The following is a 22250-nucleotide window of genomic DNA, read 5'->3' on the forward strand; positions in this document are numbered from 1 at the left end:
GGCGCGGCGGTGGCGCGGATGCGGGTCACCCCGGCGATGCTCAACGGGCACGCGATCGGGCACGGCGGCTTCGTGTTCCTGCTCGCCGACACCGCGTTCGCGCTCGCCTGCAACAGCCACGGCCCGGGAGAGCCGGTGCGCGGCCACCCGCGCCACCAGCGGCTCGACCGTCCACCCGCCCGGCGCGACGGGCCGCAGCAGTCCGGCCGCGGCCAGGGCGCGCAGCGCCGGCGTGGCCCGGCCGGCGGGCCAGCCGAGCATCGCCTCCACCGTCGCGGCGGCGACCGGGCCGCCGGGGGCGGCGGCGGCCATCAGCACCGCCCGGTGCGTGCCGTCCAGCCGGTCCAGCCGGGCGTCCACCAGCCGCCGCGCGGCCGAGGGCACACCGGCCGGCTCGTCCGCCGGGTCGGTCAGGGCGTACGCGGTCGCGACGGCCGGATTGCCGCCGGCCAGGGGGAGCAGCCGCGCGGCGAGCGCGGCCGGCCGGCCGGTGTGGCCGAGCAGGTGCCGCAGCAGCCGTCCGGTCTCCAGCGGACTCAGCGGGCGCAGCGGGATCCGCCGGGTCCCCGGGGCGGGCAGCGGGTCGGCCGACCCGGAGCCGTACGTGGTGACCACCGCGAGCGGCAGCCCGCGGTCGCTCGCCGCGACGTGGAGCTGGCGCAGGAACCGGCGCAGCGCCGGCGCGGCCCGGTCCAGGTCGTCGACGGCCACCACCACGGGCGCGTCGGCGGCCAGGCCGAGCAGCGCCTCCCGGCAGGCCACCACGGCCCGCGCCGCCGTGGTGTCGTCGTGCGGCGCGGCCAGGAACGCGGCCAGCGCCCCGCCGCCCGGACCGTCGACGGCCACGCCCGGCAGTGGGCGCGGCGCCTCGGCCCGGGTGCGGAGCAGGTCGGCCAGGGGCGCCAGCTCGCCGGCCGGGTACGGCGGGCAGTACGCCACCCGCCGGAGTACCGGGACACCGTCCACCTGGGACACCGCGCGGATCACCTCGTGCAGCAGCCGGCTGCGGCCGCTGCCGGGCGGCCCGACCAGCGAGATCCACCGGGGACGCCGCTGCCGGAGCGCGGCGGTCACCTCCTCGGCCGCGGTGGCCAGCTCACGCCGTCGCCCGACCAGCGGGGCGCGATGCCGCGCCGGCCGGCGCCCGGCGGCCCCGGTCACCCGCCACACGTCCAGCGGCAGCGACTTGCCGGCGAGCGTCATGGTGGCCAGTGGACGCTGCTCGACCAGGCCGGCCACCGCGTCGCGGGTGACCGGGCAGACCACCACGCCACCGGGCGGCGCGTGCTCCTGGAGCCGGGCCGCGGTGGTGATGACCGCGCCGCTCGCCGCGCCGTGGCCGCCGTCGCGGGCGCCGGCCAGGTCGAGCAGCACCTCGCCGGTCGCCACGCCGACCCGCACGCGCAGCCGGACGCCGCCCGGCCGCCGCCGGTCCAGCGCGGCCTGGATGTCCAGCCCGGCCCGCACCGCCCGGTACGCGTCGAAGCCGTCCGAAGCGGACGCGCCGAACAGCGCCATCACCGCGTCGCCGACGTACTTCTCCACCACGCCCCGCCAGCGGCGCAGCACCGACGCGACGGTGCCGAAGTAGGCGCGTTGCAAGGCCCGCAGGTCCTCCGGGTCGAGCCGCTCGACCAGGCGGGTCGAGCCGACGATGTCGACGAAGAGGACGGTCACCGTGCGGCGTTCCTCCGGCACCGGCGGGCAGGCCGCGACGACGGCTTCCCGACTCCCCACGGGCGTGGTGATCAACATCGCACCCACCCTTTCCCTGGTCCGGTGCCTGACGACCTCCGAAGACTTTCACCACCGGGTTCTCGGGGGATCGGTAGGACGACGTATGTCGGCCACCCGCAACCATTAGTCGTGTAGTCGACGCGAGGAGTACGAGTCCGACCCCGAGGCCGTAGAACGGTGCGGGGCCCTGTGACTAGGCTGCGTCCCATGGCCAGCGAAGTGGACACCGCACCGCTCGTCGGCCGCACCGGCACCATGGCGACGCTGCGGTCGGCGCTCTACGACGACCTGCGGCCCGGGCAGACCGGGGCGGTGTTCCTCACCGGTGAGAGCGGAGTGGGCAAGACCCGCCTGCTGAGCGAGGTCGGTGACCAGCTGCGGCAGGCCGGGGCCCTGGTGCTGACCGGCGCCTGCCTGGACATCGGCGACGCCTCGCCGCTGCACCCGGTACGCCAGGCGTTGCGCCGGCTCGACGCCGAGCAGGGCGAGGCGCGTACCGCGTCGGCGATCCGCGGGCTGTTGCAGGTCTTCGACGAGGAGACGCCCGGCCCGGACGGCGCCGGGGCGCTGCTGGAGCGCGTCGCCCAGGGCCTGCACCTGGTGGCCGGCGGGCGGCCGCTGGTGCTCGTCCTCGACGATCTGCAGTGGGTCGACCGCAGCACCCGGCAGCTCCTGCTCTACCTGCTCGCCGGTCTGGGCGACCTGCAGCTCTCCGTGCTGGCCGCGATCCGGGCCGAGTCGCTGCGCGGCGCGCACCCGCTGCGCCGGGTCCTCACCGAACTGCGCCGGCTGCGCTCGGTGCAGGTGGTCGATCTGCTGCCGCTGGACCGGGCCGCCACCGACGAGCTGGCCGCCGCCGTGGTCGGGGCGCCGCTGCCGCCGGAGGCCGCCGACCAGCTCTGGCGGCGCAGCGGCGGCAACCCGTTCGTGGCCGAGGAACTGGCCCGCGACCGGCGCGACGGCCGCGACGGCATCTCCGACACCGTGCGCGAGGTGTTCCTGGACCGGGTCGACGCGCTGCCGCAGCCCGCGCACGCCGTGGTGCACGCGGTGGCAGTGGGCGTCGAACCGGTCGAGCACTGGCTGCTGGCCCAGGTGGTCCGGCTGCCCGAGGAGGAGCTGCTCGACGCGGTCCGCGAGGCGGTGGCGCACCGCCTGCTGGTCGGCGCCGACGACGGCTACCGGCTGCGCCACCGGCTGGTCGCCGAGGTACTGGCGAGCGAGCTGCTGCCGGCCGAGCGGGCCGCGCTGCACCGCCGCTTCGCCGAGGCGCTCACCGCCGCCCCGGGCGAGCTGCACCAGGCCCGGCTGGCCCACCACTGGCGGCACGCCGGTGAGCCGGCCCGGGCGCTGCCCGCTGCGATGGCCGCCGCCCGCGAGGCGGAGCGGCTGCACGGGTACGCCGAGGCGCACCGCCACTGGTCGGCCGCGCTGACGCTCGCCACCGAGCCACCTGCGGTGCTGCCCGACGGCGGCCGGCCCGAGCCGGTCGAGGTGGACCGGGCCGAGCTGCTCAGCCACGCCGCCGAGGCCGCGCACCACAGCGGGGAACACGCCCGCGCCCTGACCCTGCTGGAGGAGCTGGCCGCCGAGGAGTCCGGGCCGCCGGTCTGCGCGCTGCACATCCGCCGCGCCCGCTACCTGGCCGCGGCGGGCCGGTCCGCGCCGGCCGAGGAGGAGTACCGGCGGGTGCTGGCCTCGCCCGACTGCACGCCGCACGAGCGCTGCACGGCCGCGGCCCGGCTGGCCGAGCTGCTGCTGCACCTGGGCCGCTACGCCGAGGCCGGTGAGCAGGCCCGGGAGGCGCTCGCGCTCGCCGCCGACGTGCCGGGCTCCACCTCCGAGGTGGTGATGGCCAGCGCCGCGCTCGGGTTCAGCGAGGCGTTCCTGGAGGATCCGGCCGCCGGGCTGGCGGTCATGCGCCGCGCTCTGGACACCGCCGAGCGCTCCGGCGGCCCGGAGGACGTGGCGTGCGCGTACCTGCACCTGGCCGACCTGATGACCGGGCCGCTGAACATCCTCGAGGAGGGTGTGGTGGTGGCCCGCCGTGGCGCCGAGCGGGTCGCCGAGCTGGGGCTGGGCCGCACCTGGGAGACCCGGCTGCTGGCGGTGGCGACGAACGGGCTGTTCCGGGTGGGGCAGTGGGCCGAGGCGGAGAAGGCCGTCGCGGCCGCGCTGCGGCACCGCCCCTCCGGCGCCGACGCGGTCGAGCTGCTGCTGGCCCGGTGCCGGCTCTCCGTCGGGTACGGCGACGTCGAGGCGTCCGACCGTGACCTGGAGGCGGTCGCCACCATGCTGGCCGGCGGCGGCGCCCGGCACGTGCTGCCGATGCTCATCCTGCGCGCCGGCCTGTCCATGTGGCAGGGCCGGCACGACCTGGCCCGGCAGGCGGTGCAGCGGGGCCTGACCGAGAGCCGGTCCGACGACGTGATCGTGCTGGCCACGCTGGCCTGGCACGGGCTGCGCGCGGAGGCGGAGGCCGCGGCCGGCCGCACCATCGAGCCGGATCCGAACGCGGTACGCCGGCTGCGCGAGGCGGTCGACCGGGTGACCCGCAAGAGCGCCCGGGCGGGCGCGCCGGTGCGGTACGTCGCCGACGGGTTCCTGGCGCTCTGCGACGCCGAGCTGAGCCGGCTCGACGACGGCCGTGGCGACCCCGCGCTGTGGGAGCGTTCGGCGCTCGAGTGGGACCGGCGCAACCACCCCTATCCGGCGGCGTACTCCCGGTTGCGGCAGGCCGAGGCGCTGCTGGGACGGCGCAGCCGGGTGGCCACCGCGGGCAAGCTGCTGCGCCAGGCGTACGAGATGGCCCAGTCGCTCGGCGCGGTGCCGCTGACCGCGGAGATCCGTACCATCGCCTCGCGGGCCCGGGTGACCGTGGACGCCGCGCCCGGCCCCGCGCCGGTGCCCCGGCCACGGGCGGCGCCGGCCGGGCCCGCGGTGGACGAGCTGGCCACGCTCACCGCGCGGGAGCGGGAGGTGCTCGCGGCGGTCGCCGAGGGGCTGACCAACCGGGAGATCGGCCAGCGGCTGTTCATCAGTGAGCGGACCATCGGCGTCCACGTCTCGCACATCTTCGACAAGCTGCAGGTCCGCACGCGGGTGCAGGCCAGCGCGATCTTCCTGCGCAGCCGTCCGGGATAGACGTACGTCGGTAATACGTCGTTCTACCGATCCGGCGCGCGGGCGCCGGCTGGCACGCTGTGCGCCGGAGCGCCGGTGGCGTCGTGGGGGCGCCGACCATCGTGGAGGAGAAATGACCGAACCGGTCTGGGGTCCTGTGCACCAGGACATCGTCGGGTTGCTCGCCGATCACCCGGCCGACGTGCCGGCGGTCGTGGACCATCTCACCAAGCTGCAGGATCTGCTGGTCCGGCTCCCCCCGCTGGAGGAGAGCTGCCCGCTCGCCGACTTCAACAAGCTCTACCTGGTCATCACCAGCACCGTGCTCGACGGCCTGTACGACGACCGGTTCCGTGACCCGGCGTTCCTGGCCCGCCTGGACGTGGAGTTCGCGGCCCGGTACTTCGACGCGCTGCGGTTCTGGACCGACTCCAGCCCGAGCACGCCGAAGGCGTGGGCGTGCCTGTTCAAGCGGATGCGCGGCCCGGACGCCCGGCCGCTGCCCTCGGCCGCCGCGGGCGTCAACGCGCACATCAACTACGACCTGCCGTTCGCCCTGGTGACGACGTTCGACAGCCTGGACTCCGAGCCGATCGACGGCAGCGACCAGCACCGCGACTACCTGGAGATCAACAACATCTTCGCCGAGCGGATCCCGCAGCTGCGCCGGGGCTACCTGGACAACTGGCAGCTCATGATCGACATGGTGAACGGTGACATCGACGACTGGTACCAGGGCGAACTGGTGGAGTACACCCGGAACGTGGCCTGGCGCAACGCGCAGAAGATCTGGCGCTGCCGCCACGACCCGGAGGCCCGCGAGTGTGAGCGGACGCGGCTGGACGACAACGCCGCGCTGCTCGGCCGGCTGCTGCTGTCGCCCCTCGGGGCGTTCCTGCAGTAGCCGGGACGGGGGGGTTCCCGCGTCCCGCCGTCCGGGCGCGGGACGCGGGAACGCCGCCGGCGGGTGTCGGCCCCGCCGGACCGGGTACGTCGCCGCCGTGCCGCGAGACGAACCGACCCGCCGTTTCCCGTTCCGCTTCGACCCGGTCTTCCGGCTGCCCCTGGCGCTGCTCGGGGTACGTCCCGCCACGGCCTGGGTCGACTGGGGCCCGGACGGTCTGCTCGTCCGGTTCGGCCCCTGGCTGCTGCGCACCACCAGGGACAACGTCACCGGCGCCGAGCTGAGCGGGCCGTACCGCTGGTGGCGGGCGATCGGCCCGCACCTGTCGCTGGCCGACGGCGGGGTGACCTTCGGCGCCGGCCTGGCCGCCGGGGTCTGCCTGCGCTTCGCCGAGCCGGTGCCGGCACTGGCGCCCGGTCCGTGGCTGCGGCACCCGGCGGTCACCGTCACCGTGGCCGACCCGGCCGCGCTGCGCGACGCGGTGACCGCCGCCGCAGCGGATCTTTGACCGGTTCGGCCGGGCCGCGACCGGGACAACCCCTACCGTCTTTGCCAGGGGACGAAGGGGAACAGATGGGGCAGGCGGGGGACGCGGAACAGCCCAGGCGTACGCGGGAGCGGCGCCGGGAGGCGCACGCCGCCGCGGCCGCCCGGGCCGGCCGGCACGGCGACCACGCCGAGCGGTCCGGTCGTCCCGTGCCGGAGCTGCCGGAACGGGTGGCCGCCCCGGCCCGGCCGGCCCCGCCGCCCGGCCGGCTGCACCGGTGGCTGTTCGCCCACCGCGTCGAACCGGTCGGCCCGGAGGTACGGGAGCACCAGACCCGGTCGCACCCGTGGTGGCAGGTGATGTGCCTGACCGGCGTCGACTACTTCTCCACGCTGTCCTACCTGCCGGGCATCGCGGTCGTGGCGGCCGGCGCGCTCAGTCCGCTGGCCACCCTGCTGATCGTGGCGCTGACCCTGCTCGGGATGCTGCCGATGTACCGCCGCGTGGCCCGGGAGAGCCCGCACGGGCAGGGCTCGGTGGCGATGCTGGAGCGGCTGCTGCCGTTCTGGCGCGGCAAGGTCTTCGTGCTGGTGCTGCTGGGCTTCGTCGCCACCTCGTGGATCATCACGATCACGCTCTCCGCCGCCGACGCCAGCGTGCACCTGCTGGAGAACCCGGCCCTGCCCGCCGCGTTCCCGCACGGCCGGACAGCAGCGGTGCTGGTCACCGTGGCGCTGCTGCTCGTGCTCGGCTGCGTGTTCCTGCTCGGGTTCAGCGAGGCGGTGCAGGTGGCCATCCCGCTGGTGGCGGTGTTCCTGGCGCTGAACGCGGTGGTGGTGGTCGCCGGCGTGGCCGAGCTGGCCGCCGACCCGGCGCCGCTGGCCGACTGGACCGGCCGGCTGGCCGACGCCGGCGGACCCGGGGACGTCCTGGCCACCAGCGCGCTCGCGTTCCCGCTGCTGGTGCTCGGCCTGTCCGGCTTCGAGACCGGGGTGAGCATGATGCCGCTGGTGCGCGGCCGCGGCGCCGATCCGGAGCAGCGGCTGGCCGCCCGGATCCGCAACACCCGTCGGCTGCTCACCGCCGCCGCGCTGATCATGTCGGTCTACCTGATCGCCACCACGTTCGTGACCACCGTGCTGATCCCGCCCGAGGCGTTCGCGCCCGGCGGGCCAGCCAACGGCCGGGCGCTCGCGTTCCTCGCCCACGAGCATCTCGGCCAGGCGTTCGGCACCGTCTACGACATCAGCAGCATCCTCATCCTCTGGTTCGCCGGCGCCTCGGCGATGGCCGGGCTGATCAACATCGTGCCGCGCTACCTGCCGTCGTACGGCATGGCGCCGGAGTGGGGCCGCGCGGTCCGCCCGGTGGTGCTGGTCTACACCGCGATCAGCGTCGCCATCACCATCGCGTTCGCCGCCGACGTCAACGCCCAGGCCGGCGCGTACGCCACCGGCATCCTGGCGATGATGGTCTCCGGCGCGATAGCGGTGACCATCGCGGCGCTGCGGGCCGGCAGCCGCGCGGCCGGCGCCGGGTTCGCGCTGCTCACCGCCGTGCTGCTGTACGCGCTGGCGGAGAACGTGGTGGCCAAGCCGGACGGCATCACCATCTCCGGGTTCTTCATCGCCGGGATCGTCGCGGTGTCGCTGATCTCCCGCGTCACCCGGACCACCGAGCTGCGCGCCGAGCGGATCGAGTTCGACGAGGCGGCCCGCCGGTTCGTCGACGAGTCGGTGGCCCGGGACGGGCGGCTGCACCTGATCGCCAACAAGCGGCAGCGCGGGTCGGTCAAGGAGTACCGGGTCAAGGAGCGGGCGCAACGGTCGATGAACCCGGTGCCCGGCGCCGCCGACGTGCTCTTCCTGGAGATCGACGTGAGCGACCCGTCGCAGTTCAGCCAGGTGCTGCGGGTGCACGGGGTGGAGGCCGGCGGCTACCGGATCCTGCGCGCCAGCAGCCCGGCCGCGCCGAACGCGATAGCCGCGATCCTGCTGGCGCTGCGCGACGCCACCGGGGTACGCCCGCACTGCCACTTCGAGTGGTCGGAAGGGAACCCGATCGCGCACCTGCTGCGCTACCTCATCCTCGGCCGGGGCGACACGCCGCCGGTGGTACGGGAGATCATCCGCAAGTCCGAGCCGGATCCCACCCGCCGTCCCGGCATCCACGTCGGCGGCTGACCCGCCGGCTACGACCCGAGGGCGCGTACCCGGGCCAGCAGGTCGCGGGCGCAGAAGTCGAGGAAGCCGTCCGGGTCCGGGCCCGCGTTCTGCAGCACGATGTGGTCGAAGCCGGCCTCGACGTACGCGCGCGCCTTCTCCACGTGCGGCCCGGCGTCCGGGCCGACGGAGAACTGGCTGCGGATGTGGTGGTCCTCGACCCAGGTGGTGGCGGCGTCGAAGTTCACCGGGTTCGGCAGCTCGCTCATCACCTTCCAGCCGGTGACCGCCCAGCGGCTGGTCTCCTTCGCCGCGCGTACCGCCGACTCCTCGTCGGTGGCCCAGGCCATCGGCACCTCGGCGTAGCGGGGGCCCCGGCCGCCGGCGTTGCGGTACTGGTCGACGATGGACGCCTTCGGCTCGGTGGCGAACAGGCCGGTGCCCAGCTCGGCGGCCAGGCCGGCGGACTCCCGGCCGCTGGCCGCCACGGCGATCACCGGTAGGTCGTCGGGCAGGTCCCAGATCCGCGCGTCCTCCAGCTTCAGGTGCCGGCCCTCGTAGGACCGGTAGCCGCCCTGCCAGAGCAACCGGATGATCTCCAGCGCCTCGCGCAGCCGCTCGTGCCGCCCCCGTACGCTGGGGAACCCCTGCCCGACGACGTGCTCGTTGAGCCGCTCGCCGGCGCCGACGCCGAGCGTGAACCGCCCGTCGGAGATCAGCGCCATGGTCGCGGCGGCCTGCGCGACGATCGCCGGGTGGTAGCGGACGGTGGGGCAGGTGACGCCGGTGGCGAGGCCGAGCGTGCTGGTACGGGCGGCGATCGCGCCGAGCGCGCTCCACGTGAAGCAGGAATGCCCCTGCGACTCCAGCCAGGGGTGGTAGTGGTCGCTCATCTCGACGAAGTCGAAGCCGACCTCCTCGGCCCGGATCGCCTGCCGGATGAGTTCCCGGGGCCCGAACGCCTCCGAGGCGAGCTTGTAGCCGATCCGCATGCCCGGTTCTCCGTTTCCGTCGTCGGCGAACCGCTGCGGTTCCCGCCCCTCCGCCGGGCAAACCCCGGCCAAACCCAGCCTCCTAGGACGCCTTAGGGGTGGTGGCGTGCCGCGCCCCGGGCACGGAACGGCCCGCGCTCGCCGGGCGGGCGCGGGCCGGGAGGCGGTCTACTTCGAGGGCTCGGGCAGCTTGCAGTCCACCTTCGGGTTGGCGCCGATGTAGTTCAGCGGGCCGGCCACGATGGTGACCAGGATCGTGCCCGCCTCCGCGCAGTTCGTCTCGTCGTTGCCGTAGTAGCCGCGCTGACCGGCGGCGATGGCACCGATGATGAGCCAGATGACGACCAGGACGCCGAATATCGAGGTGCCGCGCATCAGTTGCCTCCACTGGGGTTGTGGTGGATTCGAGGTGGAGGCCATGTACCCCGGGCGGGTGATCCGCCAAACGGCGCGCTGGTGCCCGGCGCGGCCGATTCCGATTACCGGCGGCGCCCGCTCAGTGCGGCGGCATCGGCTCCTCCGGCGGGCGGCCCCGGCTGCGGCGGTAGTCGGCGGACGCCACCCCGGCCAGCACCAGCATCGCCCCGGCCGAGGCGTAGACCGGCGCGAGGAACAACCCGGCCGGCGCGATCGTGAGCAGCGCCAGCACCCCGCCCGGCCGGGACGACGACACCCGGCTGAACACCTCGTACTCGAAGGCGGCCCGCCCGGTCAGGAACAGCGCCGGCCCGCCGAGGATCACCGCCAGCCAGGCCGGTGGCGTGTGCCCGGTCGGCTCCAGCAGCACCAGGTCGAAGCCCGCCGCGGTGGTCACCACGCCCGCCACCATCATCAGATGCGTGTACGGCGCGGTGTTGAGGAACCGGCTCGGCTGGGCGGCCCGGGCGATGGCGTGCGGCAGCAGCTCACCGGACTTGTGCACGTAGATGCGCCAGAGCAGCAGCGTGGTGGCGAACGCGACGGTGAAGGCGGCCAGGTTCTCCACCTCGGAGTGGTGCAGGCTGAACACGGTGCCGGCGACCAGCACGGCGTCGCCGAGCGCGATGATGAAGAACTGCTGGTACCGCTCGGACAGGTGCTCGGCGGTCACGTTGCGCTGGGAGTCCGGCACCGCGCCCAGGACCGGCACCGGGTACGCCAGCCGGAATCCGAGGTAGTCGATGGCCAGGGCGCCGAACCAGAGCAAAAGCCGTGCGGTGCCGTGCGCGGCCAGCGCGCCGACCAGCCAGGGCACCGCCGACACGGCGAACCAGACGAAGATGCGCAGGGCCCGCTGGTTGCTCTGCGGGTGCCGCCGTACGGCGGGCATGAGGAACAGGCCGCGTCCGAGATGGATCGCCACGTACGTGCCGGCGAACACCAGCCCTCGGGAGCTGAACGCCTCCGGGATGGCGGTGGTCATCAGCAGCGCGCCGAACATCACCGCCACGATCAGCAGCTTGATCTCGGTGCGCTGCGGATCGTAGATGTCGGTGACCAGCGTGGTGATCGCCCAGGTCCACCAGATCGCCATCAGCATGACCAGGGACTCGGCGGCCCGCTCCCAGGACACCGACCCGACCAGGTGACGCGAGATCAACGCGAGCGCGGCCACGTAGACCAGGTCGAAGAAGAGTTCGAGCAGCGTCACCCGGCGCGGCGCCTCCGGATCGCGGACCGGCGGTCGCCGGCCGGGCTCCGGCGCTGCGGTGGGCACGACATGCTCCTGCGGGTGGCGGTTCGTGCGGCGGGCCGTGAGGGCCCCTCACCGACCGTAGCGATGCCTGTCCGCAAGCGGTCAGTTTTCCGACATACCGGTCCGGGTGGGGGTTGATGGTCGCGCGGTGACGTCACCACTTCGGGGTTCTGGTGGGGCGGGAAACGCGCCGGGCCGGTGGCGACGATCGTCACCACCGGCCCGGAACACGGAGGAGCGTCTACTCGGCACCGGCCGGGAGCACCCGATCGGCCTCAGCGCCGGCACCCGCCAGCACCTTCGCCTGCTGCGGCCAGGTGGCCAGACCCGGCGCGGAGCGCAGGCCGGCGGCCTTCACCGTCTGCCGCAGTGCAGCCTCGTCCAGCTCGGCGAGCTGCCGGTAGGTGCGGATCCCGGCGTCCTGCAGGGCGGCGGCCAGCTTCGGCCCGATGCCCTGGATTCGCCGGAAGTCGTCCGACGCGTCGGTGTCCGCCGCGGCCGGGACATTCTCGACCGAAGTACGCGGCGCGGGCACGGCGACCGGCTCGATGGCCTCGACCGGCGCGGCCTCGGTGGCCGGCGCGTCGACGGCCGTGCCGACCGCGGGCTGCTTCTCCGTGGCGGGCTCGTCCTCGGCGAGGGTTGCCGAAGCCGCCACCGGCTCGGCGTCAACGGTGGCCGAAGCCGCCACCGGCTCGGCGTCAACGGTGGCCGAAGCCGCCACCGGCTCGGCGTCAACGGTGGCCGGAACCGTCACCGAGTCGGAGTCAACGGTGGCCGGAGCCGGCCCGGCGTCGGCCGCGGGCGCGGCAACCGGCCCGGCGTCGGCCGAGGGCGACACCGGCTCGGCACCGACGGGCTCGGACTCGACCCGCTCGGAGGCAACGGGTGCGGAAACGACGGGCTCGGAAGCGACGGGCTCGGCGCTGACCGGTTCGGAAACGACCGGCTCGGAGGCAGCGGGCTCGGACACAATGGGCTCGGCGGCGACGGGCTCGGCAGTGACCGACTCAGACACGACGGGCTCGGCGGTGGCCGGCTCAGACCCGACCGGCTCGGCGGTGGCTGGCTCAGACGCGACCGGGTCGGAGGCGGCGGGGGAGGACTCGGCCGGCTCGTCGGCGGTGCGGGCGGCGGTGGCTACGGCCGGTTCGGCGGTCGCGGACTCGGTGGGGGCGGGCTCGGTCACGGTGGCGGTCGCCGGCGGCTCGTCGACCACGGCGACCGGACGCGGCTCGTCGACGGTGGCGGTCACCGCGGGGGCGCCCTCCACCGTGGGCGTCGCCGGGGCGCCGGGCCGGCGGCCGAAGAGCACCCAGCCGGCGACCAGTCCGATGAGCAGGGCCAGGATCACGAACAGCCACTGCCCGAAGCTCGACGGCATGGCCAACCTCCTTCTATGTACGTGCACGACGGTGGCGAAAGACTCGGGGCAGCTTCGCACACGCGCGCCGACGACGACAGGCAGGCTGGTGCCGGGGCGCGACTGCGGGACGGGTGGTGTCCGCCGGTGGCCGGCGAGTGACCGAGCGTGCGTCGGGAATCGAATGGTGCACGGCCGGGAGGCGCCCCGGAACCTGGGTGCCGTGCGTGGTTCCGGGGCGCCCCGTCCGTCGCCCGTGTCCGGTCAGCGGATCCGGTCGGGCGCAGGGGTGCCGGCGGCGGTCCAGCTGTAGAAGCAGCCGGCCACCGCGTCCCGGGGCGAGTCCCAGGTCGGCAGGTACGGCGAGGTGTGCGCGGACAGCCGCTTGTTCACCTGCTCGTAGAGCGGGTGGTCGCGTAGTTCCGCGGTCAGGTCGGGCGCCACGTCGACGGTCTCCATCAGATGGACGCACAGGTCGTGCAGGTAGTACAGGGACCGGTGCCGCACGCCGGTGAGGTGGGGCAGTTCCGTCGCGTCGGACTCGGCGAAGATCTGCGCCACCCGTCCCTGTGCGCCCGGCACGATCCGGCTGACCACCAACAGTCGACTCATCGTGTGACCCCCTCCGCCGCGCGGTGCTGGGCTCACCGTGCCGGTCGCGCTGTCACCTCGCCGTCACCGCGTACCCCGGGGGATTGATGGCGGTGCCGCCTTGGCGGCCCGGTCCGTGCGGCGCGGCGGCGGCGGTTCCGGGCGGCTGGCCCGCCGGATCGGCGCGAGCGTGTCGTCCAGCAGCGCGGTCATGGCCGGGGACGGTTCCAGGCGCAGTTCGCGCAGGAGCAGGTCACGGTAGACGTAGAAGGAGTGGACCGCCTCGAACGCGTTGCCCTCGGCCAGGTGGATGCGGACCACCAGGCGGTGCGGGGTCTCCCGCAGCGGTTCGGCGGCCATCGCTTCCAGCGCGGCCTCGAGCGCCTCGCCGTGCCGGCCGGCGGTGAGGTGGTTGCCGGCGAGTTCCTCCAGCATGTGCAGGCGCAGCTGGCGCAGCCGTTCGCGTTCCAGCAGCACCCAGTCGTCGTACCAGCCGGGGAGCAGGTCGTGGCGTCCGGCGCCGGCGGCGCCGCGGGGGACTGCGCCTTCGCGTACCCGGGTGGCCGTCTCCACCAGGTCGTCCACGTCGAGGCGGACGGTCGGTCCGAGGCGGACGGTGTCGCCGTCGGTGCGCAGCGGGCAGCACGGGTCCTGCCGCAGCCGCCACAGCGCGGTCCGCAGCGACGACAGCGCGCGCTCCTCGGGGGTCTCGGGCCAGAGCAGACCGGCGAGGTGGCTGCGGGTGGCGGCCGGGCGCAGGCCGATCAGGGCGATGACGCGCTGCAACCCCCGGGGTACGACCACCGGTGTGTCCTCGTGCAGCAACTGGAAACCGCCGAGCAGGTGCAGTGCCACCCGTGGGGCGGGTTCGCCCGCCGTCGGCATCCTCGATCCACCCGACACGGCGCACCCCCCAGCACCGGAACCCTCGTCCCGACCGTCGTCTCCCGGCCCGTCGCCCGCGACGCCGGTGTCGGAACGCCTCCACCACGGTCCGGAACCTCCACCGTGGCCGGGCTGACCGAGACGGAGAATATCAATGCCTGTTACTCTCAGTCAACGGTCGGTCGGCCACCTGACCGTCCGGCGCGGACCCGTAACACGCCTGTGATCTGCGAAAAAGTGTCGCCGCCCGGAATCCGGAAGGTGATCTTTCCATAGCTCACGCACAGCTCCCGTCAACGCAGCGTCACCATGTTTGTGGCGCGATGGGGTGCGGTTGACGCCCGGTAGACGGCCCTGGCGGCACCGTGTGGCAATCCGTGCGGCGCGACCGGTTCGCCGCGCACCGGGACGTACGCAGGGAGGCCGCGAATGGACCGTTCGCTCATCGTCGCCAAGGTGGTGCCCACGGCCGAGGACCGGGTGGCCGAGATCTTCGCCGAGTCCGACGCGACCGAGTTGCCCGGCCTGGTCGGTGTGCGGCACCGCTCGCTGTACCGGCTGCACGATCTCTACGTCCATCTGCTGGAGACGGAGACGCCGGCGCAGGGCGCGGTGGAGGACAACCGCGGGCACCCGGAGTTCATCCGGATCAGCGAGCGGCTGCGGCCGTACATCTCGCCGTACCTGCCGACCTGGCGCTCGCCCCGCGACGCGATGGCGCACTGCTTCTACCGGTACGACGCCCCGGCCCACCTGCACGACGCCGCCGGGCGGCTTCAGTGACCACCACCGCGCCGCGCGACGAGCAGCTGTGGTCCCGGTGCGACGGGTGCGCGTCGCTGCTCTACCGCAAGCGGCTGCGCCGCAACCTGGACGTGTGCCCGGAGTGCGGCTCGCACGCCCGGCTCGACGCGCCGGACCGGGTGGCGCAGCTCGCCGACCCGGACTCGTTCACGCCGCTGCCGGACCGGGCGGTACGCGTCGACCCGATCGAGTTCGTCGACGCGCTGCCGTACCCGCACCGGCTCGGCGCGGCCCGCGCGGCGACCGGCCTGGACGAGGCGGTGCTCTGCGGCACCGCCCGGGTGGGCGGGCACCCGGTGGCGCTGGCGGTGATGGACTTCCGCTTCCTCGGCGGCAGCCTCGGCTGCGCGGTCGGTGAGCTGATCACCCGGACCGCCGAGCGGGCCCTGGCCGACGACGTCCCGCTGGTGCTGGTGACCGCGTCCGGCGGCGCGCGGATGCAGGAGGGCGCGCTGTCGCTGATGCAGATGGCCACCGTCAGCCAGGCCCTCGCGGGGATGCGCGAGGCGGGTCTGCTGACGGTCAGCGTGGTCACCGATCCCACGTACGGCGGGGTGGCCGCCTCCTTCGCCACAAACACCGACCTGGTGCTCGCCGAGAGCGGCGCCCGGCTGGGCTTCGCCGGCCCCCGGGTGATCCGCCAGGTCACCGGCGCCACGCTGCCGGAGGGCTTCCAGACCGCCGAGTACCTGCTGCGCCACGGCCAGGTGGACATGGTGGTGCCCCGGCACGCGCTGCGCGGCCGGCTCGCCGCGCTGCTCGCCGCCGCCCACTCCGGCCGCCGCGCGCCGGTGGGTGCGCCCGCGCCGCGCCCGGCGCCGGCCGTGAGCACCGTGGCCGCCGCGCCGGACCGCGACCCGTGGGAGACGGTACGCACGGCGCGGCACCCGGGCCGCCCGACCACACTGGACTATCTGGAGACCGCGTTCGACGGGTTCGTGGAGCTGCACGGGGACCGGCTCGGCGCGGACTGCCCGGCCGTCGTCGGCGGCATCGCCCGTCTCGACGGCCGGCCGGTGATGGTGATCGGCCACCAGAAGGGACACACCACCGCCGAGCTGGTCACCCGCAACTTCGGCATGGCCAGCCCGGCCGGGCACCGCAAGGCGCTGCGGTTGATGCGTCTCGCGGCGCGGCTGCGGCTGCCGGTGGTGACGCTCGTGGACACGCCCGGCGCGGACCCAGGGGTGACCGCCGAGCAGCAGGGCCAGGCGGCGGCGATCGCGGAGAACATCCTCGCGCTCACCGTGCTGCCCACGCCGGTGGTGGCGGTGGTCACCGGCGAGGGCGGCAGCGGCGGCGCGCTCGCGCTCGCGGTCGCCGACCGGGTGCTCATGCTGGAACACGCGGTCTACTCGGTGATCAGCCCCGAGGGCTGCGCCGCGATCCTCTGGCCGGACAGCTCGGCGGCACCGCAGGCGGCCCGCGCGTTACGGCTCACCGGCGCCGACCTGTGCCGCCTCGGCGTGGTCGACGAGCTGGTGCCGGAGCCGCGGCCGGCCGCGCACGCCGACCCGGCCGGCGCGGCCGAGCTGCTGCGCCGGGCGGTCGCGGCGAACCTCGCCCCGTTGCTCACCGTGCCTCCCGCCACGCTGGTCCGCCGACGGCGTCAGCGGTTCCGCCGCTTCGGGGCGGCCCGCTCGGCCACCGCCGGTCCCGCCGCGACGGCGCGCGCCGCCGAGCGGCCGGAGGTGGCGTGATGGCCGACGTGGAGTCCGAGCAGGTGCTCGACGGGCTGCGCCGGCAGGCCCGCAAGCTCGTCGCCGACCTGGCCGGGCCGGTACGCCGGGTGCGGCTGCGCAGCGGCGAGTCGGTGCTGGAGGTCGAGTGGCACGACCCGGCGGCGCCGGCGCCGCGCGCCGGGACCGAACCGGTGGCCGCGCGCATCGATGAACCCGCCCGGCAGACGGCGCCGCCGGTCGACCGGCCGGCCGTGCGCTCGCCGGTGGTGGGCACGTTCTACCGGGCTCCCGAGCCCGGGGCGATGCCGTTCGTCGCGGTCGGCGACGTGGTCCGCCCGGGCCAGGTGGTCGGCATCGTCGAGGCCATGAAGCTGATGAACGAGGTGACCGCCGGCCAGGCCGGACGGGTGGTCGAGGTGCTGGTCGACGACGGCAAGCCCGTCGAGTACGACCAGCCGCTGATCGCCCTGGAACCGGTCACCGGACAGGACGGCTGATGTTCGACAAGGTGCTGATCGCCAACCGGGGCGAGATCGCGCTGCGGGTGCTGCGCGCCTGCCGGGAGCTGGGTGTGCGCACCGTGGTGGTGCACTCCAGCGCCGACGCCGACTCGCTGCCGGTGCGGCTGGCCGACGAGGCGGTCCGGATCGGCCCGGCGGCCAGCCGGCGCAGCTACCTCAACGCGGCGGCGATCGTGGAGGCGGCCCGGCAGACCGGCGCGCAGGCGGTCCACCCCGGGTACGGCTTCCTGTCCGAGGACGCCGACTTCGCCGAGATCTGCGCGGAGAACGGGTTGGTCTTCGTCGGCCCGCCGCCGCAGGTGATGGCCGCGCTCGCGGACAAGTCGACGGCGCGGGCGCTGATGAGCGCCGCCGGGCTGCCGCTGCCGCCGGGCAGCGTCCGGACGCTGGCGACGGCCGCCGAGGCGCAGGAGGTGGCCGCCGACGTGGGCTACCCGGTGATCGTGAAGGCCGCTGCGGGCGGGGGCGGGCGCGGCATGACTGTGGTGCGCGCGGCCGCCGAGCTGCCCCGCGCGTACGCCCGTACCCGCGCCGCCGCGCAGGTCGCGTTCGGCGACGACCGGGTGTACGTCGAGCGGTACCTCGCCGACGCCCGGCACGTCGAGGTTCAGGTGCTCTGCGACGGCCAGGGCAACGGCGTGCACCTGGGCACCCGGGACTGCTCGGTGCAGCGCCGGCACCAGAAGCTGATCGAGGAGGCGCCCGCGCCCGCGCTGCGGCAGGCCACCCTGGACACCGTCGCCGAGGTGGCGCTGCGCGGCGCGCTGTCGGTCGGCTTCACCGGGGCCGGCACCGTGGAGTTCCTGGTGGACGAGGCGGAACGCTGCCACTTCCTGGAGATCAACTGCCGGATCCAGGTGGAACACCCGGTCACCGAGATGGTCACCGGCGTGGACCTGGTGCAGGAGCAGCTGCACATCGCGTACGGCACCCCGCTGCGCCTGCGTCAGTCCGACGTCCGGCTGACCGGCGTGGCGATCGAGTGCCGGGTCAACGTGGAGGACCCGGACCGCGACTTCGCGCCCGCGCCCGGCCGGCTGGACCGGTTCCGGCCGCCCGGCGGCCCGTTCACCCGGGTCGACACCCACGGGCACACCGGCTACCTGGTCAGCCCGCACTACGACTCGCTGCTGGCGAAGGTGGCGGTCTGGGCGCCGGACCGGGACGCCGCGCTGGACCGGCTCGACCGGGCGCTGGCCGAATTCGACGTGGCCGGTCCGGGTGTGCGTACCACGATTCCGTTCGCCCGGCGGGTGCTGCGCGACCCGGCGTTCCGGGCCGCCCGGCACACCACCGCCCTGGTGGAACGCCTGCTCACCCCGCCCGCCGTGGCCACCGACGGGCCCGTCGGGAGCGCCGACAGCGCCGCCGACGCCGGGAGCGCCGACAGCGCCCCGGCCGGCGAGCGGGCCGACGGCGCCCACGCCGGCGCCGTCGTACCGCGGCTGCGGTCGGCGGTGCCCGACCCGCGCGCCGAGGCCGACCCGGCCGGCCGTACCCCCGTTCGCGCCGTGCCCGCCGCCGGCCCGACCACCTGGAGGAACCGATGACAGTCGCCCCCGACCGCCCGCTCGCCCGCGAGATCACCGACATCCTGGTCACGCACTGCGGCCTGGACCCGGACGCCGCCGCCAGCACGCCCGCCGCGAGCCTGGAGGAGCTGGGCATGGACTCGCTGGCGCTGCTCGAACTGTCCGCGGTGGTGGCCGACCGGTGGCGGGTGAAGATCCCGGAACAGGCCGGGCAGCTCAGCATCGCCGGCGTCGCCGACCTGGTCGCCCGCAAGGCCGATCCGCCCGGGCACACCGAGAACGCGGTGGAGATCGACGCGCCGCTGCCGCTGGTCTGGGAGATCACCAACGACGTGGCCCGGTGGCCCGAGTTGTTCACCGAGTACGCGGTCGCCGAGATCCTGCACCGCGACGGCGACACGGTCCGCTTCCGGCTCACCATGCACCCCGACGAGAACGGCGTGGCGTGGAGCTGGGTCAGCGAACGCACCGCCGACCCGGCCACCCGCGAGGTGCACGCCCGGCGCGTCGAGACCGGGCCGTTCGAGTACATGCGCATCCACTGGCGGTACGAGGAGATCCCCGGCGGCACCCGGATGACGTGGACGCAGGACTTCGCGATGAAGCCGACTGCACCGGTCGACAACGCCGGCATGACCGACCGGATCAACACCAACAGCGCGATCCAGCTCGCCGTGATCAAGGAGAAGATCGAGCGGGCGTACGCGGGAGGCACGCGATGACCGACACCACCACCGCCCGGGTCTCCGTCCACGACGTGCCGGCCGACCGCCGTCGCGGCGGGGAGCTGCGGGTCCTGCTCGGCCCGAAGACGGTCGGCAGTACCTCCGGTTTCATGGGCGTGGCCACGCTCGCGCCGGGGGAGCGGATCGCCGAGCACTACCACCCGTACAGCGAGGAGTTCCTCTACGTCGCCCGCGGCGCGATCACCGTCGACCTGGACGACGTGCCGGTGCCGGTGGCCGCCGGGGAGGCGCTCTACGTGCCGAAGGACGTGCGGCACCGGCTGCGCAACACCGGCGACGAGCCCGCCGAGGTGGTGTTCCATCTCGGACCGCTCGCCCCGCGCCCGGAACTCGGCCACGTCGACACCGAGAGCGCGGCCCCGCCGCCACGGGAGCCGTCGTGACCGGCCGGCGCACCGTGGTCACCGGCGTGGGCGTCGTCGCGCCCGGCGGCGCCACCCGGGACCGGTTCTGGAAGACGATCACCGAGGGCCGCACCGCGACCCGGCGGATCAGCTTCTTCGACCCGTCGCCGTTCCGCTCGCAGATCGCCGCCGAGTGCGACTTCGACCCGGACGCCGCCGGGATCACGCTCGCCGAGCGGCAGCGCGCCGACAGGTACGTGCAGTTCGCGCTCGCCTGCTCCGCCGAGGCGCTCGCGGACAGCGGTCTCGTCCTCACCGACGCGGAGCGCGAACGCGCCGGGGTGGTGCTCGGCACCGCCGTCGGCGGGACCATGGCGCTGGAGCAGGAGTACGTGCGGGTCAGCGACTCCGGCCGGCACTGGCTGGTCGACCACGCGCTCGGCGGGCCGTACCTCTATCAGGCGCTGGTGCCCAGCAGCCTGGCCGCCGACGTGGCGTGCCGGCACGGCCTGCACGGCCCCGCGCAGGTCGTCTCCACCGGCTGCACCTCCGGCATCGACGCGATCGGGTACGCCCACCAGCTCGTCGCCGACGGCGAGGCCGACGTGGTGCTGGCCGGGGCGGCCGACTCGCCGATCTCCCCGGTCACCGTCGCCTCGTTCGACGCGATCGGCGCGACCAGCCCGGACAACGACGACCCGGAGCACGCCTCCCGGCCGTTCGACGCCGACCGGCACGGGTTCGTCCTCGCCGAGGGCGCCGCCGTGCTGGTGCTGGAGGAGGCCGAGCACGCCCGACGCCGGGGCGCGCACGTCTACTGCGAGGTCGCCGGGTACGCCAGCCGCAGCAACGGCTTCCACATGACCGGGCTGCGCCCGGACGGCGCGGAGATGGCGGTGGCCATCAGCGACGCGCTGCGGCAGGCCCGGCTCGCCCCGTCGGCCGTGTCGTACGTCAGCGCGCACGGCTCCGGCACCCGGCAGAACGACAGGCACGAGACCGCAGCGTTCAAACGGGCGCTGGGGGAGACCGCGTACCGGGTGCCGATCAGCTCGATCAAGTCGATGGTCGGCCACTCGCTCGGCGCCATCGGCTCGATCGAGATGGCCGCCTGCGCGCTGGCCATCGAGTACGGCGTGGTCCCGCCCACGGCGAACTGGACCACCCGCGACCCGGAGTGCGACCTGGACTACGTGCCGAACGAGGCGCGGGAGGTGCCGGTGGACGTGGCGCTGTCGGTGGGCAGCGGGTTCGGCGGCTTCCAGTCCGCGATGGTGTTCCGCCGGCTGGCGGCGGTGCCGACATGACCGCGCGGGCCGTGGTGACGGGCATCGGTGTGGTCGCGCCCAGCGGGATCGGCGCCGAGGCGCACTGGAACACCGTGCTGGCCGGCACCCGGCGCATCGGGCCGATCACGCTGTTCGACCCGGAGCGCTACCCGACCCGGGTGGCCGGGGAGGTGTCCGACTTCGACCCGGCCGGGTTCAGCGACACCCGGCAGCGGGTGCAGACCGACAGGTGGACCCACCTCGGCTTCGCCGCGACCAGGCTGGCGCTGGCCGACGCCGGGCTGCCCGAGGTGTCGCCCGACCCGTACCAGTGGGCGGTCACGCTCGCCAGTTCCTCCGGCGGCAACCTGTTCGGCCAGCGGGAGCTGCAGCGGCTGTGGGGCGGGCCGACCCGCACCGTCGGGGCGTACCAGTCGATCGCCTGGTTCTACGCGGCCAGTGTGGGCCAGCTGTCGATCCGCCACCAGTTCAAGGGGCCGTCCGGGGTGACCGTGTCCGAGTCGGCCGGCGGGCTGGACAGCCTCGCGCACGCGGTGCGCACCGTCCGCCGGGGCACGCCGGTGGTGATCGCCGGGGCCACCGAGTGTCCGCTGAGCCCGTACGCGCTCGCCTGCCAGCTGCGCTCCGGCCTGCTCAGCGACGTGTCCGACCCGCAGGCCGCGTACCGGCCGTTCGACGTCGCGGCCAGCGGCTACGTGCCGGCCGAGGGCGGCGCGGTCTTCGTGGTCGAGGAGCTGGGACACGCGCTGGCGCGGGGCGCCCGCGTCTACGGGGAGATCACCGGCTGGGCCGCCACCCACGACGCCGCGCCCACCGACCCGACCACCGGCCCCGACCCGGCGCACTACGCCCGGGCGCTGCGGCTGGCGCTGGAACGCGCCGGGGTACGCCCGCACGACGTGGACGTGGTCTGGCCGGACGCGCTCGGGGTGCCCGCGTACGACCGGGCCGAGGCGACCGCGTTGCGTGCCGTCTTCGGCGACCGGACCCCGCCGGTGACCACCCAGAAGCCGCTGACCGGCCGGGCGCACCAGGGTGGGTCCGCGCTGGACGCGGCCACCGCGCTGCTGGCGTTCCGCCGCGGGATGCTGCCCGCCTCGGCCGGCCCGGACGAGCCCGCGCCCGGCTGCGAGCTGACGTTCCTGCGGCAGCCCCGCCCGCCGCGCAGCCGGATCGCGCTGGTCGGCGCGCGCGGCTTCGACGGGTTCAACAGCGCGCTGGTGCTGCGCGGCGCCGCGCCCCCACCGGCGGGCGAGCGCTGAGCGGGGCCACCCGGGAGCGTCGTCGCCCGCCGTCCGCGCGGGAGCCCGCGCGCACAGCATCCGGCGGCCGGCGGACTACCTTGCCGGCGTGGCCCCGATCCTGCCTGTCCGATCGAGCCTGAGCAATCCACCCAGCCGCTGTTTTGGATCT

At 75.0% G+C, this 22250-nt stretch carries 18 protein-coding genes and 2 pseudogenes; 13 read left to right on the forward strand and 7 right to left on the reverse strand.

The window, feature by feature from the left end:
- A pseudogene (locus KBX43_RS31615) lies at window positions 1-126 on the forward strand (phenylacetic acid degradation protein PaaD); the annotation flags it as partial.
- Window positions 127-621: 495 nt separating this feature from the next.
- Here KBX43_RS31615 and KBX43_RS31620 read toward each other — a convergent pair.
- Window positions 622-1755 (reverse strand): annotated as a pseudogene (locus KBX43_RS31620) (adenylate/guanylate cyclase domain-containing protein); the annotation flags it as partial.
- A gap of 189 nt (window positions 1756-1944) precedes the next feature.
- On the opposite strand from KBX43_RS31620, the gene KBX43_RS18935 reads away from it, so the two are divergent.
- From KBX43_RS18935 to KBX43_RS18950, 4 genes are all read left to right on the forward strand, one after another.
- Window positions 1945-4881 (forward strand): LuxR family transcriptional regulator, encoded by a 2937-nt coding sequence (locus KBX43_RS18935; protein ID WP_210886102.1) that lies wholly within the window; start codon window positions 1945-1947, stop codon window positions 4879-4881.
- Window positions 4882-4993: 112 nt separating this feature from the next.
- Window positions 4994-5764, forward strand: a complete 771-nt coding sequence (locus KBX43_RS18940; RefSeq protein WP_043323591.1) for a DUF5995 family protein — start codon at window positions 4994-4996, stop codon at window positions 5762-5764.
- A gap of 97 nt (window positions 5765-5861) precedes the next feature.
- On the forward strand, window positions 5862-6272 hold the full coding sequence (locus tag KBX43_RS18945; RefSeq protein WP_043323592.1) for a hypothetical protein: 411 nt from the start codon (window positions 5862-5864) through the stop codon (window positions 6270-6272).
- Window positions 6273-6337: 65 nt separating this feature from the next.
- On the forward strand, window positions 6338-8434 hold the full coding sequence (locus KBX43_RS18950) for an APC family permease (protein WP_210886105.1): 2097 nt from the start codon (window positions 6338-6340) through the stop codon (window positions 8432-8434).
- Window positions 8435-8442: 8 nt separating this feature from the next.
- On the opposite strand, the gene KBX43_RS18955 is transcribed toward KBX43_RS18950, so the two are convergent.
- From KBX43_RS18955 to KBX43_RS18980, 6 genes are all read right to left on the reverse strand, one after another.
- Window positions 8443-9405 carry a TIGR03557 family F420-dependent LLM class oxidoreductase gene (locus KBX43_RS18955; protein WP_166455926.1) on the reverse strand — a complete coding sequence of 321 codons (963 nt, stop codon included), beginning with the start codon at window positions 9403-9405 and terminating at the stop codon, window positions 8443-8445.
- Window positions 9406-9573: 168 nt separating this feature from the next.
- Entirely contained in the window at window positions 9574-9780 is a 207-nt protein-coding gene (locus KBX43_RS18960; RefSeq protein ID WP_030504423.1) for a hypothetical protein, read from the reverse strand.
- A 121-nt stretch (window positions 9781-9901) separates the two neighbouring features.
- Window positions 9902-11101 (reverse strand): low temperature requirement protein A, encoded by a 1200-nt coding sequence (locus KBX43_RS18965; protein WP_210886108.1) that lies wholly within the window; start codon window positions 11099-11101, stop codon window positions 9902-9904.
- 220 nt (window positions 11102-11321) lie between these two features.
- On the reverse strand, window positions 11322-12464 hold the full coding sequence (locus KBX43_RS18970) for a helix-hairpin-helix domain-containing protein (protein WP_210886110.1): 1143 nt from the start codon (window positions 12462-12464) through the stop codon (window positions 11322-11324).
- Between the two features lie 243 nt (window positions 12465-12707).
- The gene (locus KBX43_RS18975; protein WP_030504426.1) at window positions 12708-13055 is read right to left on the reverse strand and encodes a TcmI family type II polyketide cyclase; all 348 of its coding nucleotides are present in this window, start codon (window positions 13053-13055) and stop codon (window positions 12708-12710) included.
- Between the two features lie 63 nt (window positions 13056-13118).
- Complete coding sequence (locus tag KBX43_RS18980) at window positions 13119-13919, reverse strand: BTAD domain-containing putative transcriptional regulator (RefSeq protein ID WP_104115211.1); 801 nt, start codon at window positions 13917-13919, stop codon at window positions 13119-13121.
- 429 nt (window positions 13920-14348) lie between these two features.
- On the opposite strand from KBX43_RS18980, the gene KBX43_RS18985 reads away from it, so the two are divergent.
- Genes KBX43_RS18985 through KBX43_RS19020 form a run of 8 tightly spaced genes read left to right on the forward strand, consistent with a single transcriptional unit; the run spans window position 14349 to window position 22099 of the window.
- Window positions 14349-14702, forward strand: a complete 354-nt coding sequence (locus KBX43_RS18985; protein ID WP_043323608.1) for a TcmI family type II polyketide cyclase — start codon at window positions 14349-14351, stop codon at window positions 14700-14702.
- Window positions 14699-16423 carry an acetyl-CoA carboxylase carboxyltransferase subunit alpha gene (locus KBX43_RS18990; RefSeq protein ID WP_210886113.1) on the forward strand — a complete coding sequence of 575 codons (1725 nt, stop codon included), beginning with the start codon at window positions 14699-14701 and terminating at the stop codon, window positions 16421-16423. The genes KBX43_RS18985 and KBX43_RS18990 overlap by 4 nt, the downstream gene beginning before the upstream one ends.
- Entirely contained in the window at window positions 16423-16902 is a 480-nt protein-coding gene (gene accB, locus KBX43_RS18995) for an acetyl-CoA carboxylase biotin carboxyl carrier protein (RefSeq protein WP_210886153.1), read from the forward strand. Before KBX43_RS18990 ends, accB begins: the two co-directional genes overlap by 1 nt.
- Window positions 16902-18476, forward strand: coding sequence for an acetyl/propionyl/methylcrotonyl-CoA carboxylase subunit alpha (locus KBX43_RS19000; RefSeq protein ID WP_210886155.1), 1575 nt, complete (start codon window positions 16902-16904; stop codon window positions 18474-18476). Before accB ends, KBX43_RS19000 begins: the two co-directional genes overlap by 1 nt.
- Window positions 18473-19180, forward strand: coding sequence for an SRPBCC family protein (locus KBX43_RS19005; protein ID WP_069088549.1), 708 nt, complete (start codon window positions 18473-18475; stop codon window positions 19178-19180). The genes KBX43_RS19000 and KBX43_RS19005 overlap by 4 nt, the downstream gene beginning before the upstream one ends.
- Window positions 19177-19587, forward strand: a complete 411-nt coding sequence (locus KBX43_RS19010) for a cupin domain-containing protein (protein ID WP_018784080.1) — start codon at window positions 19177-19179, stop codon at window positions 19585-19587. The genes KBX43_RS19005 and KBX43_RS19010 overlap by 4 nt, the downstream gene beginning before the upstream one ends.
- Complete coding sequence (locus KBX43_RS19015) at window positions 19584-20855, forward strand: beta-ketoacyl synthase (RefSeq protein WP_064445763.1); 1272 nt, start codon at window positions 19584-19586, stop codon at window positions 20853-20855. Before KBX43_RS19010 ends, KBX43_RS19015 begins: the two co-directional genes overlap by 4 nt.
- Window positions 20852-22099: a beta-ketoacyl synthase N-terminal-like domain-containing protein gene (locus KBX43_RS19020; protein ID WP_210886158.1), complete on the forward strand. Its 1248-nt coding sequence runs from the start codon at window positions 20852-20854 to the stop codon at window positions 22097-22099. Before KBX43_RS19015 ends, KBX43_RS19020 begins: the two co-directional genes overlap by 4 nt.
- The last annotated feature ends 151 nt before the right edge of the window (window positions 22100-22250 follow it).

This window comes from Micromonospora sp. C41 (assembly GCF_018070485.1).
Classification (GTDB): Bacteria; Actinomycetota; Actinomycetes; order Mycobacteriales; family Micromonosporaceae; genus Micromonospora; species Micromonospora chalcea.

Excerpts from the sequence above, each read along its gene's own strand:
- KBX43_RS19005 (WP_069088549.1), top strand. The coding sequence starts at position 18,473 with ATGACAGTCGCCCCCGACCGCCCGCTCGCCCGCGAGATCACCGACATC.
- KBX43_RS18980 (WP_104115211.1), bottom strand. The coding sequence starts at position 13,919 with ATGCCGACGGCGGGCGAACCCGCCCCACGGGTGGCACTGCACCTGCTC.
- KBX43_RS18985 (WP_043323608.1), top strand. The coding sequence starts at position 14,349 with ATGGACCGTTCGCTCATCGTCGCCAAGGTGGTGCCCACGGCCGAGGAC.
- KBX43_RS18935 (WP_210886102.1), top strand. The coding sequence starts at position 1,945 with ATGGCCAGCGAAGTGGACACCGCACCGCTCGTCGGCCGCACCGGCACC.
- KBX43_RS19000 (WP_210886155.1), top strand. The coding sequence starts at position 16,902 with ATGTTCGACAAGGTGCTGATCGCCAACCGGGGCGAGATCGCGCTGCGG.
- KBX43_RS19010 (WP_018784080.1), top strand. The coding sequence starts at position 19,177 with ATGACCGACACCACCACCGCCCGGGTCTCCGTCCACGACGTGCCGGCC.
- KBX43_RS18975 (WP_030504426.1), bottom strand. The coding sequence starts at position 13,055 with ATGAGTCGACTGTTGGTGGTCAGCCGGATCGTGCCGGGCGCACAGGGA.
- KBX43_RS19020 (WP_210886158.1), top strand. The coding sequence starts at position 20,852 with ATGACCGCGCGGGCCGTGGTGACGGGCATCGGTGTGGTCGCGCCCAGC.
- KBX43_RS18960 (WP_030504423.1), bottom strand. The coding sequence starts at position 9,780 with ATGCGCGGCACCTCGATATTCGGCGTCCTGGTCGTCATCTGGCTCATC.
- KBX43_RS18955 (WP_166455926.1), bottom strand. The coding sequence starts at position 9,405 with ATGCGGATCGGCTACAAGCTCGCCTCGGAGGCGTTCGGGCCCCGGGAA.
- KBX43_RS18940 (WP_043323591.1), top strand. The coding sequence starts at position 4,994 with ATGACCGAACCGGTCTGGGGTCCTGTGCACCAGGACATCGTCGGGTTG.
- KBX43_RS18970 (WP_210886110.1), bottom strand. The coding sequence starts at position 12,464 with ATGCCGTCGAGCTTCGGGCAGTGGCTGTTCGTGATCCTGGCCCTGCTC.
- accB (WP_210886153.1), top strand. The coding sequence starts at position 16,423 with ATGGCCGACGTGGAGTCCGAGCAGGTGCTCGACGGGCTGCGCCGGCAG.
- KBX43_RS18950 (WP_210886105.1), top strand. The coding sequence starts at position 6,338 with ATGGGGCAGGCGGGGGACGCGGAACAGCCCAGGCGTACGCGGGAGCGG.